Genomic DNA, 15,594 nt, shown 5'->3' with positions numbered 1-15,594 from the left:
CTATCCTTTCGTATTTAGCGCGTGATTAAACTCGGGCACGATCTCTTTTAGCTTGCCGGCTATATCATCGCAATTTAAAAGCTCTTTTATATCGTTATTTAGCTTAGTTAAATCATAAATTTGAGATTTAGTTACAAAAATCGACTCAAATTTCGTCCTTGCGTCAGCCTCGTTTATCAGCAACTCCTCATATAACTTCTCGCCCGGTCTAAGCCCTACAAATTCGATACCTAAGTGCTCTTTATTTGAAAGAAGCAACATCTTTTTAGCAAGATCGACTATCTTAACGGGCTCTCCCATATCAAGCACAAAGAGCTCTCCTCCTTCGGCTATAGAGGCTGCTTGAAGCACGAGCTGGCAGGCTTCTGAAGTAAGCATAAAATATCGCGTTATATCAGGATGAGTAACCTTTAACGGCTGATTTGCCGCGATTAGCTCTTTAAATTTAGGTATCACACTACCGCTACTTCCAAGCACGTTTCCAAACCGCACGCAAACGATCTCGGTCTTATCGGGCAAATTTGAATTTAGAGCGTATAGCTCGCAAACCCGCTTCGTTGCGCCCATGATGTTTGTCGGGCGAACGGCTTTATCAGATGAGATGATGACCACTTTTTTAACGCCAAATTCAAGCGATAGATCAACTACGAATTTTGTGCCTAAGATATTGTTTTCAACAGCCGATTTTGGATTTTGTTCGCAAAGAGGCACATGCTTATAGGCTGCCGCGTGGATTACGATTTCCGGTTTAAATTCGCTAAAAACCGGCTTAAGTTCATCAAAATTTGTGATATTTATCATCTTGCTTGCGGTTTTATCGCTGTTTGTCATCTCGCCTATTTGATAGAGGTTATATTCGCTATGATCAAGCATTATAAGCTTTTTAACGCCAAATTTCAGACACTGCTTGCAAATCTCGCTTCCTATACTTCCGCCCGCACCCGTTACAAGAACAACCTTGCCTTCTAAAAATTCCCTTACGGCTTTTTCGTCTAAATCCTTTGGCTTCCTTGCAAGCAAGTCTTCAATAGAGATATTTTTAATAGGCTCATTTCCAAAAAGAGAGAAAATTTTAATATCGCGAATTCCATACTCGGTAAGCTCGTCAAAGAGCTCTTTTAGCTCTTCTTGAGGCAAAGCAAGAGCGATAATAGCCGTTTTTACGTTGTATTCTTTTATCAAACTTGAAATTTTACTCTTTGGTTGCACCAAAAATCCGTCGCAATAAGTCCCCACAAGCTCGCTTCTGCCGTCAACTACGCTGGTAGCGTAAAGATCGGCATATCCCTGCCTAAGTCCTTTTAATACGTGCAACGCCTTTGAAGTAGCGCCTATTACGATACAAGGCTTGCTGGTGTCGTCTTTTTTGGAAAAGTCAAGAAACATCCGCTTTGAAATTCTTAAGCTTCCAACAAGCAAGCAAGATACGATAGCATCGATTAAAATTACGCTTCTTGGGAAAGGATCAAAGAGATCATAAAAGCTAAAAAACAGAGCGAAAAACACCAAGATCGTGCAGATATGCACAAGGAAAATTTTCCTAGCTTCATTAAGTCCGAAAAACCTCCAAGGCACTTTGTAAATTTTAAAAAGCCACATAAAAAACAGCTTAAGCAAGACAACGGTAACCATCGCGATATATAGGCTTGTTTTAAAAAATTCAGGTATAACGCCGCTAAATCTAAGCAGATACGCCGCATAAAAACTTCCCGCAAATATCGCGATATCAAAGCTTAAGAAAAATATCAGCCTTTTTAGCTTGGTTGCTTTAAACATTATAAATTTTCCCTTACTATCTTTACTACTCGCTCAAATTCATCTTCGCTCATAGCAGTGCCGCTCGGCAGGCAAATTCCTCTTTCAAACATATCTTCACTAACTGAGTTTATAAAGCCAAGAGCTCCCTTAAACACAGGCTGCATATGCATAGGCTTCCATAGCGGACGGCTCTCTATACCCTCTTTGCTAAGAGCTTCTATAACCTTTAAATGAGTGCCCTTTTCTTTAAAAAGAGCGGTCGTTAGCCATCTGTTGCCTCTTGAATTTTCAAGCTCGGGCATAAATTCAAGCTCGCTTAAAGCCTCTTGATAGCGAGCGAAAATTTCTCGCTTTTTAAGCACTCTGCTTTCCAAAACCTCCATTTGAGCCACACCGATAGCGCCCAAAACGTTACTTAAGCGGTAGTTATATCCGTAATCCTCATGCTCGTAATGCAAAAATGGCTCTCTAGCCTGAGTCGAATAAAACCTAGCCTTTTTAACCGGCTCATCATCTCCTACAAGCATACCGCCGCCTGAAGTTGTTATGATCTTGTTGCCGTTAAAGCTATAAACTCCAAGCTCGCCAAAACTTCCAAGCGCTTTATTATTATAAAATCCTCCAAGTGCCTCCGCGGCATCTTCTACCAAAGCGATATTTTCATTTTTGCAAATTTCACAAATTTCATCCATCTTGGCAGCCTGTCCGTAAAGATGAGTAAGAACTAGGGCTTTTGGCTTTTTAGGCAAATTCAAAATCGCCTTTTTAAGTAGCTCTGGGCTTAAATTCCAGCTCTCATCGCTATCTATAAAAACGGGTGTTGCGCCCTGATATAAAATCGGTGAAACCGAAGCCATAAATGTAAAGCTTGAAGCAAGCACGAAATCGCCCTGAGCTACGCCAAGCACCCTAAGTGCCAGATGAAGACCCGCAGTCGCCGAGCTAAGAGCTAGCGCGCTACTTACACTTGCATACTCCTTGACGCTTGCTTCAAATTTATCCACAAATTCGCCAAGCGGAGCGATGTAATTGCTCTTAAAAACCTCATCTATATACTTTTGCTCGTTTCCGCTCATATGCGGCGGACTTAAAAAAACTCGCTTCATAATCAACTGCCTTAATCTAAGTTTTTACTAATTCTTGCGGGATTTCCGTATGCCAAAACGCCATCGTCCACATCTCTTACCACAACGCTTCCTGCGCCTATTACGGAATTTGCACCGATCTTAATGCCCTGAATCACGCAAGAGCCTATACCAACATGCGTAAGATTGCCTACCTCTACGCCGCCTGCAAGCGCGGCATTTGGGCTGATGTGCGCAAACTCGCCGATTACGCAATCATGCTCGATGACCGAAGCGCTATTTATGATAGCACCTTGCTTGATAACTGCACGTGCGTTTATAACAGCATTTGGCATAACAACTACTCCACGACAAATTTTTGCGCTCGTGCTTATAACCGCACTTGGATGAATGAGGCTAACTACGTTAAATCCCGCTTCACAGACTAAATTTTGCAAATTTTTGCGTGCGTTATTATCGCCTACGCCTATGATGATGTCGGCTTTTTTTAACTCAGGGCTAAATTTAAGTATATTTACGCCATTAAATTTAGCATCATCAAGAAATACAACCTTCTCATATCCACACTCTGCCGCTATATCAGCGATAACCGCGGCATGCCCGCCACATCCGTATATATAAATCTCAGTTGGTTCCATCAAATTTCACCGTCGTAGCCTCTCCGTGCTTATTTATATCACTTCGTTTTAGCACTTTTTTTATCGTTAAAAGAACTATTTGGATATCCATTTTAAGGCTCAAATTTTGCGCGTATTCCACATCGTATCTAAATTTTTGCTCCCAGCTTATGGCGTTTCTACCGTTAACCTGCGCAAGGCCTGTTATACCGGGGCGCACATCATGTCTTTTAGCTTGCTCGGCGCTATAAAGCGGCAGATACTCTATAAGAAGCGGGCGCGGGCCGATAAAGCTCATATCGCCTTTTAGCACATTAAAAAGCTGTGGAAGCTCATCTAGGCTAAGGCTTCTTATCATTTTGCCGAATTTATTAAGCCTTAACTCATCGCTTAAAAGCTCTCCGCTCTCATCTCTTTCATCGCTCATCGTTTTAAACTTATAAATCTTAAAAATTTTAGCATTTAGTCCCGGACGAGCCTGAGTAAAAATCACATCTTTACTAATCTTAAAATATATAAAAATTCCCGTTACAAGCATAATTGGAAATGTTAAAGTTATCAAAAAAACTGAGCCCAAAATGTCTAAAAATCTTTTAAAAAACGCCTTATACATCTATAAATTTCCTATAAACTTCAATGTATTTTTTAGCTATTATCTTTTCGTCAAATTCCATAACCGCCATATCCCTGCCACTTTGCCCAAGCCTTTTAGTTAAACTCTCGTCATCAAGCAAAATTTCTATCTTTTTAGCTAGATCGCTGGAATTTTTAACTTCGCAAAGAAGTCCGTTTACCCCGTCTATGATAGCCTCATTGCACCCGCTAACATCGCTTGCCACAACCGCCCTGCTCATACTCATAGCCTCCAGTACCGTTCTTGGAAAGCCCTCTTTATAGCTTGGAAGAGCTAAGATATAAGATGATTTTAAAAGCCTAGCCACATCATCTCTTGCTCCAAGATACTTTACGCTTCCGCCCTTTAAGAACTCCAAATTTGCAGTGCTTTTGTTGCCGTCAAAGCCCTCTCCGACAAAGACGAATAAAGCATCCTTTCTGTCTTTTAAAATTTCAGCCGCTTCGTAAAATTCACGCACGCCTTTATGCCACATGGCTCTAGCTATCATCAAAACTACTTTTTTGCCACCAAAATCAATGCTTTGATACAAATTTTCATCAAATTTTGCCGTATCGACTCCGACACTTTTTATCTTGATAACCTTATCTTCATCTATCAAATTTTGGCTTAAAAAATATCTCGGATCGGCTTCATTTACGAAAATACAAGCATCGCTTAATTTAAGAGCTTTTTTATAAAGCAACTCGATACTTTTTCTAACAAGTCTTGTCTTTAGGTCATCGTCTATGTAAAAGCTTCCAAGTCCTTCGACAAGATTTATCACCCGCTTTATGCCCGCTTTTTTGGCTGCAAAGGTTCCAAATACGTTTGATTTGTGAGCTGAAGTTTGAAGGAGGTCTAAATTTAAAGAACAAAGAATTTCGCTTAATTTTTCAGTGTTTTTAAATACTACAAACGGGTTTAGGCTGGCTCTATCAAGCTCGTAATAAACGCAGCTAAACTCACTTTCAAGGCGAGTTGAGAATTCACCCTTAGGACAGATTGCAAAAACCTCATGTCCTAAATTTTGTAAAGCCCTCATGATAGGCGAGCGGAAGAAGTAAATGCTCATATCGGCGTGAGATAAAAAGCCTATTTTAGCCATAAAAAGCAACTTTATTTAAAATTCTCGCCGATATTTGCGCAAAGTGGTTCGCAAAGCCGCAAAGATAATTTGTATCTTTGCTTTGTTTGCTCATATCAGCTTGAGATAAAAAGCCTATTTTAGCCATGATTCATGGCTTTCTTTAAGATAAAACAGCCTGCAAGATAGCTCAAGCAAAATCTACTAAAATGCCTAAATTTCATCATCAAATTTCACTTTTTAAATTTTAGATACGATACATCAACTACTTTAACAGTTTATAAATTTTTACCGCTCCGTTTAAAAGCACAGGCTCAAACAACTCCTTGTCGTAATTTTCAAAGACAAAAAGCTGCACGTAGGTCGAGTCTAAACTCTGCTTGTCAAGCACTAAAAATCGCCCGTAATCTTTCATATAAACTACATAAATTTTACCGTCTTTATCACGCTCAAATTTCTTTACTACAAGCTCTTCTTTTTCGTTATAGCTTGTTTCATAGTATGTGTTCATAGGTATCTTTTCGCCTGCAAAGCTGAGAATAGTAGCGTCATTTGATATGCTAAAGCCGTTACCGATATCTATCTTGTCTTTACTAAGCGAATAAGGTCTTCCTATATGAAAGAGCAAGTCTTCATACTTCTTGCCGCTACTTAGATCAAGACGTGAAAACTGAAGAGCTACCGGAAATATATGTATCATCGCATCGGGAAGATAATAATATATATCTCGCGTCTTGTTTGGTAGCTTAAATTCCTTATCGTTTAATGAGTTTAAAAATAAATTCACATCGGTAAAATTATATTCTTTCATCATTTGAGCTAAATTTGAGCCGAATTTCTCGCTAAATTTTCGCTCCGTGTACTCAACCTCAAGACGAGCCATATTTGCAGAAGCTCTCTGGGGCTCTCCAAGAGCGAAACTAACGGCGAAGTTATCCCTGCCAAGGTGCTTACCGCCGTCAATTAACGTCTTGGTATCGGCATAATAACGAATCGGATATCCATAGTCCCACCAAGCAAGCGTATAATCCTCTCTGCCTGCGATTTGTCCCAACTTGCTTACGCTTTCAACCTCTTTTTGAACAAAAACGGTTGAGACCTTGTATCCGTATATGTGCCAAACACATGGTGCAAGCGCAACCAGTGTAATGCTGATTAAAGCAAGCCTGCTTAAAATTTTATTTGATTTTACTGAATTTATGATTAGGTAACTAATGCCGCAAGCAAACGCAAAAACAAGAGCAAAGATAAGATAAGAGCCGATCTTAACTTCGCTTGCAGGCATAACAAGAGCTAAATTTTGCCCAAACACCGGCAAACTTTCATTGATAGCGCCGTAAAATCTATCAAAATAAAGGCACAAAGTAGCGATAAAAACAGCCAAAGCGGCGATACAAAATTTCTTAAAATGCTTGCCGTCTTTTAAAGAATTTATGCTCAAATTTAAGATATACCCAAATCCAAGCGCCATAACAGGAACGGCATAAACGGTAAACCTAAGACCTCCTTTAACCGCTAAAAATCCTAGCAAAAGCATAGGCGCAGCAAGCAAAAACGAACGGAATTTAAAAGCCATAAGCACGGTACCGATAAAAGCTACGATAAATGTAATCACATGCCCGCTTATACGCCGCGCAAACGTGTCAAAAGGCACTATACTTGACTCTCTTATGGTTTGATTTACGTTGTAGTAATGAAATGTAAGCCCCGTGCTTTCGGCTACATCTCTAAAGATATAAAATTTAAGCTGAAAAATTATAGGCTTAAGCCCGCCGCAAGCCGCAAATAGGGCAACCGCACAAGCCGCTAGGATAGCGATTGTCTTTTTATTCCAAATTTCAGGCTTAAAATAAATCGCCGCATAAAGCGCGATAATAATGCTAAATTTAGGCACGTAATCGATATTTGTAAGTGCTATAATCATAAAAATAAGCGCTTCGTAATTTAGCTTATTTGTCCGATCAAATATCAAAGTATAGATCAAAAACAGACCTATCATCGCCGAATTTAACGAAAAAGAGCTAGGATACCACCAGTTATAAATCAAAATAAAAACAGGGATATATATGAGGTTTGATCGCTGCTTGCTCTCAACTAGACGCACCATCGACCAAAGCACAAACACCGCAAGCACGATAACAAGCATATCCGTATCATAATACCCTGCCATAGTTCGGTTGTAGTAGCTATTTGCGATACTTGCAAGAAGTGCGGCTACAAAGCCGACCTTTAGCATGCCGTATTCGCGCGCTATCAAGATCACGGGAACAACGATAAGCGAGCTAAAAAACACACTCATATAAAGGATTATCGTCTCAAATTTAAACGGCAAAAAGCTAGCCAGCACATAAGTAAGCGATGATAGCGAACGTCCGTAGTAGCTAAGGTCGTTAGGCTGATGAAATCCGGCCATCATATCTCTTGCACCTTCGGCAAAAGCATAGCCGTCGTTAGTGCTTATCATAAGCTGATCGTTCCAAAAAAACGGCTCATAGGCACTTGCCCAATACACCCAATACATCCTGCAAAATACGCTAAAAGCAAATGCAACCGCGATCAGGAAAAACGTCTGCTTTGAAAACTGAATATTTTTAAAACCGTCTATAAATTTATTGCCCATCAATACCCTCTAAGTGCTCTATAAGCTGCTTAGCTATAGCAGTCTTGTCAAAATTTTTAATGCGATTATACGCTTTTTTTTCATAAGTTTTTCTCAAATTTTCATCATCTAAAGCTTTTTTCATCGCTTCTTGCATGGCTTTTTCATCATTCACACCTACTAAAACACCAAATTCATCATCGCCCAAAAGCTCCCTAGCGCCACTTTTATGATCGGTTGAGATGATAAATTTCTCGCATGCCAAAGCCTCAAGAAGCACGTTTGAAAATCCTTCAAAACGTGAAGCGCAGAGGAAACATTGCGAATTTTTGATAAATTTAAACGGATTTTTGCTTACTCCAAGAAGTTTTACGCGATCTTGCACGTCAAGCTCGTTTATAAGGCTTTCAAGCTCGGTTTTTAAGTTTCCCTTGCCTAAAATTCCAAGTGTCGCTCGTTCGTCGTTTAAATTTGCAATTATTCTTATTAGCATAGCTTGGTTTTTACCGCTATCAAGCCTGCCTATATTTAAGAAAAACGGTTTAAAATCGCTATCAAAAGGCTCATTTGCAAGCTTTTTAATAAGGTCTAAATCAAGTGCATTGTATAGCACCTTTGTCTTTTTTGCATCGCAGCCAAAATTCTCTATAAGATCTTGCGCATTTCCCTGTGCATTTGCAAGGATTAAATCGGCTTTGTTGTAAAGCGCTTTTAGCAAAATTTTATTGGCAAATCCGCTAATTCCGCAACCATAAATAACAGAAGGAGAGCTTCGCTCGCTTATAACTATCCTACCTTTAAGCCCCAAAACTCTAGCCATCAAAGCGATATAACAGGGGCGGTTCATCAGCACGAAGTGAGTATCTATCCTTAAATTTTCGCAAAGTTTTTTGTATTTAAAGGCTAGCTGCGGCAAAGCGAAAAATAGCCTAAAAAGCTTTAAAATTCCACCTTCATAAGGATCTGAGCGCTCTATGAAGTGGATTTTCACTTCGCTTGGTATATCATAGGCTATAACTTCACTCATTAAGATTAGATGAATTTCATAGCTCTTTACAAGCTCGGGCAATAAATTTGAGACAACTCGCTCCGCTCCTCCCGAGCCCATTGAATAAAGAAAAATCGCAAGCTTTTTCATTGTTTTAACACGTCATTAACGATTTTAAGCCAACTTCGGCGAAAATTTTCAAGCTTAAATTCGTCCTTTCTGGCTCTTGCGTTTATGATAAATTCTTGCGCCTTCTTCTCGTCATTTATCAAAATTTCAAGCTTTTTGGCAAATTCCGTCTCGTCGTTTAACCCACATAAAAATCCGTCAAACCCGTCTTTAATAAGCTCGCTTGGACCGCATATACAATCAACCGAAATTCTCGCACAATCAAAAAATATAGCTTCTATTAAGATATTTGAAAGTCCCTCGCTAAGGCTTGTAAGAGCTACTATCTTGGCTCTTTGGTAGAAATTTTCTATATCCTTAACCGCACCTGCAAACTCTATACTAACGCTTTTTTCATCGGCTAAATTTTGATATTTTTGTATATTTCCTGCTCCGCAAACTACTATTTTATAGCCGTTTCGCCTGCTAGGCGGTATTAAAGCAAACGCGTTTATGAGAAATTCAAGGCGCTTGTTTGAACTTAAATTTGAAGGAAAGAGGACGATATTTTCTTTTGTTATCTTTTTGTCCCCGTCGCTTGCCATAAAAAACGGATTTTTGATGATGGCTGAGTGTTTAAGAGCGTAAAAATCATAATCGAATTTCGTTAGAAACGTTATAAAATCAGCCTTTTTATAAGCTAGATTTACAAGGGTTTTGCTTAGTAAATTTTTGTGATTGGTATGATTTCCATGCTCTGAAATGATGAGCTTTGAATTTGCTTTGGCAAACGCTAAAGGATAGGCTCCAAAGCCTGCAAAGCTGATAATTAGATCGAATTTATTTTTTGCAAAAAATTTCTTAAACTCTAAAAACGAATTGCGCAAAAAACCGATTGTTTCGAGGTTTAAATTTGTCATTTCAACATCGTCAAAAAACCCCTCTTGATCACTTTTAAGTACGCTTAATAAGCTTACTTCAAAACCTTCATCAACAAGTGCGTCATAGACCGCGCGCGCTACTTTTATGCTGCCTCCAAGCATATTTATATAAATCACCAAACAAATTCTAGTGCCTTTCAAGCAGAGCCTTTTAGCCAAAGTCTAAATTTGCTAAGCGATATAATCAAAGAGCGAGGAAATGGGCTTAAAGCAAGCATCGCAAGCGCTTCTTTAGTCGGTTTTGCGCGAAGACTTTTAAATATAAATTGATACATTTTTTTATACTCACCGCCCATCTTTGCATAGTAAGCAGCAGTTTTATACAAGATAGCTATGCGATTAGGCTCTGTTTGAGGGGCTTTTTTTATAAGCAAATCAGCCATAAGAGCGTAGCCTTTCATAATGCTAAGCGGTCGCTTGAGTGCGTTTGTAGTAACGCTATCATCTCTTTGAAACCTGTAAATTCTAACGGCTTCATGAAGATAATACGCAGGAAAATCAAAAAGATATATCCAAAGCGTATTTTCACTACCGTACAGACCCTTTTCAAAGCGTCTATCACCGATGGCTACGCGCCTAAACATAACTAAAAATTCGCCTCTTATCTTGCCGTCATAATAGTCTTGCTTATTTATTTCTTGGCTTTTTTCAAGCCCAAAGCCAGAAAATTTCTCTGTTTTTTCGCCGTTAATCTCATAATAACAATTCGCCCAAACGCTATGATAACCTAAATTTAGAACGCTTACCATCTTGGATATCGCGCCTTCAAGCAACAAATCATCATCATCAAGTATCACGAAAGCATCGCCGCTTGATTTGTCAAAGCCGTTGTTTTTATTGCCGTTTGGTCCGCGCTCGTAAGTTTGATTTGTGAAGTATTTTACGCACTCGAATTTAGCCTCATACTCTTTAGCAAGCTCGCTTGTGCCGTCATTTGAGTTATCATCGGTAATCACTATCTCTTTATTTTCATAGTCTTGCGCCAAAGCGCTTTTTAGAGCTAACTCAAATAAATTTTTACGATTATAAGTGGGTATGATTATGCTAACTTTTAAATTTTTGTTCATAAATCTCCGCCTCAAAATATAACCGAGTATATCAAATTTTAATTAATATAAATTTTTTATATTTTAACGGAGCTATTTATGAATTCCATCCATTTTTTGTAGATTTGCTCTATTTTGAAGCTATCGGCTTTAAGGTTTGCGTTTTTTACGAATTTTTCTCTTAACGCATCGTCATTTACAAGAATTTCTATCTTTTCGCTAAGCGCTTTAGTATCATCAATCGGAACCAAGAAGCCATCCACATCATCTTCTATAAGCTCACTGGCTCCAGTTGTCGCGGTTGCAATTCTAGCGCAGTCAAAAAATATGCTTTCTATCAAAACATTAGGAAGCCCTTCTGTTTTAGAGCTTGAAACAATGATCTTGGAACGCTCGTAAAGAGAAGCTATATCTTCGGTTTGACCGACAAATTCGACATCTATATGCAGATCGTGAGCTATAAGATCAAGGCGCTGTTTTTCATCGCCCGATCCGGCTATAACGATTCGGTAATCCTTTAAAATTTCTTTATCTATTAAACTAATTGATTTTAAAAAGACGTCACAGCCCTTAAGAGCCACCAATCTACCTACAAAAAGTATTATATTTTCTTTAGGCAAACCCTTTTTGCTGGCTTCAAACATAGGGTTATACATAACTGTTTTATTTTTTACGAATTTATAGTAGTCAAAATCGCTCTTGGTAAGCACCGTAAGGCCTGTCGCATAAGGATAAAGAAGGCATCTTAACCACACCCAAAGCTTAGGTTTAAGAAAGCTTGAGCTTGAATGCTCGCTTATAAAAAGCGGCTTGTTTATAAAGATATTTGACAGTATTACATTTATATTTGTACTATCCATAAAAGATATCACGACATCGAAATTTCCCTCTTTAATGAGTTTTCTTTGGTAAAAAAACTTCTTAATCCGCCTAACAAAATTGGTAAAAAATCCCTTCTTAAGCATAGGATAAGGAAGATCTATAAGCTTAACTCGCTTGTCGATATCGTAAAAAGAAGGTTTTGAGTCAAATTTAAGCAAGGTAACATCATGAAAATTTGCAAAATATCCGGACAATATCGCCATAACCCGCTCGGCACCGCCCGCTTGCATAGTCGATATCACAAACAAAACTCTCATTATTTATCTCCAAAATTTATTTATAACCTTGCAAAAAACAATTAAAATTCATAAAAAAGAAATTGGCATTTTATAAATTTCATCCTTTATAACTGCTTACTTTTTCTTTTTAAAAATTCGCTCATAGCCTTTAAATTTGGCTTCAAAACGAGTCGATAAAATGTATTTTACCGAATTAAAGTAAGCTTTTAAATTTTGTCTTTCATAGCCCCTTATATCTCTTGCCTCTTGGATAGCAGAACAACTTAGATCAACAGGATGAGCAAAAATATCGCTAAAATACATCTTAAGTCCGTTTTTCTTAAGCAGATAGCTCCAAAAGTCAGTCGTGCAAACAGCCTCGTTGTGCGTTTGAAGCAACGCTTTAGCACTTGATTTTGTAACTATATAAGCCGCCGCCCTATAAATACTTGAGCGCGAATACTTTGAAACTTCATAAAGCTCAGCATTAAGCCTTTTGCCAAATGCGCTAAATCTTCCGTTAAGTCCGTTCTGACAACCGCATATCAAAATCGAATTTTCACATATATTTTGAGCAAGTTCAAAGGATTTTTTAATACCCTCATCATCTCCGATAACATCATCTTCAAGGATAAGAGCAAATTTTGACTCGCTTTTTAAAAACTCCTCATAAGCCTTCATGTGAGAAAGCGTACACCCTATCTCAGCCGGGCTTAAAAGCTTGCCGTAAGCCTTAAATGAGGCAACTGCGTATTTAAAATACTCCATCGCGTTCATGATCCTACCGTCAACAGCCTCGATAAGCGTAAATTTATCATAGCTTTTAAACCGCTCTTTTAACTTTTGTCTGCGAGATTCATCGCTTTTTAAGGAGATTAGAAAAATTTGATTATCCACTTTAAAGCCTTTTAAATTTACTCTTTACTTTATTTAACAAAGCCGTGCGCTCATCTTTGCTAAAAATTAAAAATAGATTAATCCCGTATCCTGCAAATAAAAATATCAGCGAAAAACATATAAATCTCGTCCAATTTGTAATCTCAACAAATTTAGAAGCTCCCCAAAAAACCGCGCAAGTCAGTGCAAACATGGCTAAATTTCTAAAAAACAGCGGATAAAAAGCACTTAATCTTATACGCAAATTTAATGCAGCGTTTATAAGATCAAAGCAAACTATGCGAATAGAGTAAAATATCGCTCCAACAACGACAACTCCGTAAATTCCGTAGTCGCTAAATTTCAAAATCCAAATTTGAGCGGCGATAGTGCTCACTCCCAAAATAGTATTTGCGATCGCCGGTCGGCGCAGTTTATTTGTTGCGCTATCTATGTTAAACAGCGCAAATACATAGCCTATAAGCAAGATCGGAACAAGAGTTATGATAGAAAGATTATAGATCAAATTTATCTCATCACTCGTTTTAAAAGGAAGCCAAAGAGTGTAAAATTCCAGCCCGAAAACTACAAAAATAGCTACAGGAACGCTCATGATAAAAGCAACTACCTTCATAGCAAATTTCGCTTCGGCTATTAATGCACGCAAGTTTTTTTGAGAGTAAAGTTGCACGAATTTAGGCGCAAAGATCGTACTAAGCTGAGCCACAAAGCTTTCAAGTATGATAGGAGCGGCCTTTGCTACGGCTAAAATTCCAGTTAAATTCGCGTTTAAAAATATATTGCAGATAAATAGATCCATTCCCGTTAAAAGTATGCGGTTTAAGGCGTTAAAACTATTCCAAATTCCCGAGCTTGCAAGCTCTTTTATCATCGAAAAATTAAAATTTGAAAGAGTAAATTTAAGCTCTGGAGTAATTTTTGAAGAGATAAAAACGGTGCTAAAAAACACAAAAACCGAAGATGCAAGCGCAGAAATTGCTATATAGGCTATCATCGGCTTAAAAAAGTAAAAAAGAGTCACGATAAGAGCGGCTAAAATCACCATGGAAATAGCGTTTCGAACGGATATTAGATAAAGCTTATTTCGCACGAAAGCGCATACGGAGATCACGCCGTTAAAAAGTCCTACGCAAAAATTTATAAAATAAAATATAAAAGTAAGCCGCACATCATGCGTAAGATATTCGGGCACGTTTAAAACGCGACTTAGATTTAAGATAAAAACTGCCGAAATAGCGGCTATGGCAAATGAAAATATTATATTTACGGCTAGAACCGAGGAGTAATAGTCATTTGCCTTTTTTATATCGCCTCTATGCCACTCATACGCGACAAATCGCCCGCTTACGGAATTTATAGCAACCGTAACGACCGAAGCGTATGCGACGATAGCGTTAGCAAGCCCGACAAAGCCGTAAGCCTCGTTTCCAAGGCTTTTTAGTATATAAGGGGTTAGAAAAAAATTTATCCCCAAATATACGATAAAAACGATAACCGAGCTGATTAAATTTATAAACAAATTCTAAAGTCTCGCATCGGCTTTTGGGTAGATATTTTTGATATCGTAAACTAGCGTATCGCTTAAATTTAGTCCCTTAAATTTATCGTGAGCTACCGCTATAACTACGCAGTCATAGTTGCTTGCATCATAATTTTCAAGCGGATTTAAGCCATACTCTTTTTGCACCTCCCCAGCATCCACCCAAGGATCATGCACGTCAACTCCGCAACCAAAATCCTTAAGCTCATCTATAACGTCTATAACGCGAGAATTTCTTATATCGGGGCAATTTTCCTTAAAGGTAAGTCCAAGCACAAGTACTTTAGCGTCGCTTATCTTAACGCCGTTTTTTATCATCAGCTTTACGACTTCGCCAGCTACGTATCTGCCCATACTATCGTTTATTCTGCGTCCTGCAAGGATAATTTCAGGGTGAAAGCCAAGCTCTTGAGCCTTATGGGTAAGATAGTAAGGATCCACGCCGATACAGTGGCCTCCCACTAGACCCGGGCGAAAATTTAAGAAATTCCACTTCGTGCCGGCAGCTTCTAAAACCGCGTTTGTATCGATATTCATCTTATTAAATATCATTGCAAGCTCGTTAATAAAAGCTATATTTATATCGCGCTGAGTATTTTCTATCACCTTTGCGGCTTCTGCTACTTTAATGCTTGGGGCTTTATGAGTGCCTGCGGTAATTACGCTTGCGTAAATTTGATCGATCTTACCTGCTATCTGCGGTGTTGAGCCTGAGGTGATTTTTTTTATTTTAGTTACGGTGTGCTCTTTATCGCCAGGATTTATCCGCTCAGGAGAGTAACCGCAGTAAAAGTCCTCATTAAATTTAAGCCCCGAACTTTCAAGTATCGGCACGCAAATCTCCTCGGTAACGCCCGGATAAACAGTACTTTCATATACTACTATATCGCCTTTTTTAAGCACTTTCGCCACACTTTGGCTGGCTTTTATGACAGGCGTCAAGTCAGGTCGCTTGTTTTTATCTATGGGCGTGGGAACGGTAACGATAAAAAGCTCGCAATCTTTTATATCATCTAAATCGGTGCTAAATTTCATCCCGTTTTCTATCGCTTTTCGTACCTGATCGCCATCAAGCTCAAGCGTGCGATCAAATCCATCTTTAAGCTCTTGTACACGAGATTTATTAATATCAAAACCTACTACATTATATTTCTCGCTAAAAGCCACAGCCAAAGGAAATCCAACATATCCTAAACCAACTATTGCTATTTTCAT

Annotated in this window: 13 protein-coding genes; all 13 read right to left on the bottom strand. The window is 38.6% G+C overall.

The genetic code is table 11. The features are described 5' to 3' along the window. The 13 genes from ACHJH3_RS01545 to tviB all read right to left on the bottom strand — a co-directional run bounded on the left by ACHJH3_RS01545 (nucleotide 1) and on the right by tviB (nucleotide 15,594). Complete coding sequence (locus tag ACHJH3_RS01545; protein ID WP_407063284.1) at nucleotides 1-1,776, bottom strand: polysaccharide biosynthesis protein; 1,776 nt, start codon at nucleotides 1,774-1,776, stop codon at nucleotides 1-3. Beyond that, nucleotides 1,776-2,864 (bottom strand): UDP-N-acetylbacillosamine transaminase, encoded by a 1,089-nt coding sequence (gene pglE / locus ACHJH3_RS01540; RefSeq protein WP_407063283.1) that lies wholly within the window; start codon nucleotides 2,862-2,864, stop codon nucleotides 1,776-1,778. The genes ACHJH3_RS01545 and pglE overlap by 1 nt, the downstream gene beginning before the upstream one ends. 11 nt (nucleotides 2,865-2,875) lie before the next feature. Then, on the bottom strand, nucleotides 2,876-3,481 hold the full coding sequence (locus tag ACHJH3_RS01535) for an acetyltransferase (protein WP_407063282.1): 606 nt from the start codon (nucleotides 3,479-3,481) through the stop codon (nucleotides 2,876-2,878). Next, entirely contained in the window at nucleotides 3,468-4,073 is a 606-nt protein-coding gene (locus ACHJH3_RS01530) for a sugar transferase (protein ID WP_407063281.1), read from the bottom strand. Before ACHJH3_RS01530 ends, ACHJH3_RS01535 begins: the two co-directional genes overlap by 14 nt. Continuing rightward, on the bottom strand, nucleotides 4,066-5,181 hold the full coding sequence (locus ACHJH3_RS01525; RefSeq protein ID WP_407063280.1) for a glycosyltransferase family 4 protein: 1,116 nt from the start codon (nucleotides 5,179-5,181) through the stop codon (nucleotides 4,066-4,068). Before ACHJH3_RS01525 ends, ACHJH3_RS01530 begins: the two co-directional genes overlap by 8 nt. 244 nt (nucleotides 5,182-5,425) lie before the next feature. Further along, the gene (locus ACHJH3_RS01520; protein ID WP_407063279.1) at nucleotides 5,426-7,780 is read right to left on the bottom strand and encodes an STT3 domain-containing protein; all 2,355 of its coding nucleotides are present in this window, start codon (nucleotides 7,778-7,780) and stop codon (nucleotides 5,426-5,428) included. Then, the gene (gene pglJ, locus ACHJH3_RS01515; RefSeq protein ID WP_407063278.1) at nucleotides 7,770-8,897 is read right to left on the bottom strand and encodes an N-acetylgalactosamine-N,N'-diacetylbacillosaminyl-diphospho-undecaprenol 4-alpha-N-acetylgalactosaminyltransferase; all 1,128 of its coding nucleotides are present in this window, start codon (nucleotides 8,895-8,897) and stop codon (nucleotides 7,770-7,772) included. The genes ACHJH3_RS01520 and pglJ overlap by 11 nt, the downstream gene beginning before the upstream one ends. Beyond that, the gene (locus tag ACHJH3_RS01510) at nucleotides 8,894-9,937 is read right to left on the bottom strand and encodes a glycosyltransferase (protein WP_407063277.1); all 1,044 of its coding nucleotides are present in this window, start codon (nucleotides 9,935-9,937) and stop codon (nucleotides 8,894-8,896) included. The genes pglJ and ACHJH3_RS01510 overlap by 4 nt, the downstream gene beginning before the upstream one ends. Beyond that, nucleotides 9,934-10,863, bottom strand: a complete 930-nt coding sequence (locus tag ACHJH3_RS01505; protein ID WP_407063276.1) for a glycosyltransferase family 2 protein — start codon at nucleotides 10,861-10,863, stop codon at nucleotides 9,934-9,936. Before ACHJH3_RS01505 ends, ACHJH3_RS01510 begins: the two co-directional genes overlap by 4 nt. Before the next feature lie 56 nt (nucleotides 10,864-10,919). Then, nucleotides 10,920-11,981: a glycosyltransferase gene (locus ACHJH3_RS01500; protein WP_407063275.1), complete on the bottom strand. Its 1,062-nt coding sequence runs from the start codon at nucleotides 11,979-11,981 to the stop codon at nucleotides 10,920-10,922. A 96-nt stretch (nucleotides 11,982-12,077) separates the two neighbouring features. After that, nucleotides 12,078-12,839, bottom strand: coding sequence for a glycosyltransferase family 25 protein (locus tag ACHJH3_RS01495; protein WP_407063274.1), 762 nt, complete (start codon nucleotides 12,837-12,839; stop codon nucleotides 12,078-12,080). 1 nt (nucleotide 12,840) lies between these two features. Further along, on the bottom strand, nucleotides 12,841-14,358 hold the full coding sequence (locus ACHJH3_RS01490; RefSeq protein WP_407063273.1) for an MATE family efflux transporter: 1,518 nt from the start codon (nucleotides 14,356-14,358) through the stop codon (nucleotides 12,841-12,843). A 3-nt stretch (nucleotides 14,359-14,361) separates the two neighbouring features. Then, nucleotides 14,362-15,594 (bottom strand): Vi polysaccharide biosynthesis UDP-N-acetylglucosamine C-6 dehydrogenase TviB, encoded by a 1,233-nt coding sequence (tviB, locus tag ACHJH3_RS01485; protein WP_407063272.1) that lies wholly within the window; start codon nucleotides 15,592-15,594, stop codon nucleotides 14,362-14,364.

Origin of the sequence: Campylobacter canis, from assembly GCF_045504005.1 — a bacterium.
Lineage (GTDB): Bacteria > Campylobacterota > Campylobacteria > Campylobacterales > Campylobacteraceae > Campylobacter_A > Campylobacter_A canis.
Note: the sequence above shows the minus strand (reverse complement) of the source record. Positions and strands in the feature narration are given on the sequence as shown.

What these genes read in the sequence shown, in the direction of transcription:
- ACHJH3_RS01520 (WP_407063279.1), bottom strand. Translation starts at nt 7,780, where the DNA reads ATGGGCAATAAATTTATAGACGGTTTTAAAAATATTCAGTTTTCAAAG.
- ACHJH3_RS01505 (WP_407063276.1), bottom strand. Translation starts at nt 10,863, where the DNA reads ATGAACAAAAATTTAAAAGTTAGCATAATCATACCCACTTATAATCGT.
- ACHJH3_RS01535 (WP_407063282.1), bottom strand. Translation starts at nt 3,481, where the DNA reads ATGGAACCAACTGAGATTTATATATACGGATGTGGCGGGCATGCCGCG.
- pglE (WP_407063283.1), bottom strand. Translation starts at nt 2,864, where the DNA reads ATGAAGCGAGTTTTTTTAAGTCCGCCGCATATGAGCGGAAACGAGCAA.
- tviB (WP_407063272.1), bottom strand. Translation starts at nt 15,594, where the DNA reads ATGAAAATAGCAATAGTTGGTTTAGGATATGTTGGATTTCCTTTGGCT.
- ACHJH3_RS01530 (WP_407063281.1), bottom strand. Translation starts at nt 4,073, where the DNA reads ATGTATAAGGCGTTTTTTAAAAGATTTTTAGACATTTTGGGCTCAGTT.
- ACHJH3_RS01545 (WP_407063284.1), bottom strand. Translation starts at nt 1,776, where the DNA reads ATGTTTAAAGCAACCAAGCTAAAAAGGCTGATATTTTTCTTAAGCTTT.
- ACHJH3_RS01525 (WP_407063280.1), bottom strand. Translation starts at nt 5,181, where the DNA reads ATGGCTAAAATAGGCTTTTTATCTCACGCCGATATGAGCATTTACTTC.
- ACHJH3_RS01500 (WP_407063275.1), bottom strand. Translation starts at nt 11,981, where the DNA reads ATGAGAGTTTTGTTTGTGATATCGACTATGCAAGCGGGCGGTGCCGAG.
- pglJ (WP_407063278.1), bottom strand. Translation starts at nt 8,897, where the DNA reads ATGAAAAAGCTTGCGATTTTTCTTTATTCAATGGGCTCGGGAGGAGCG.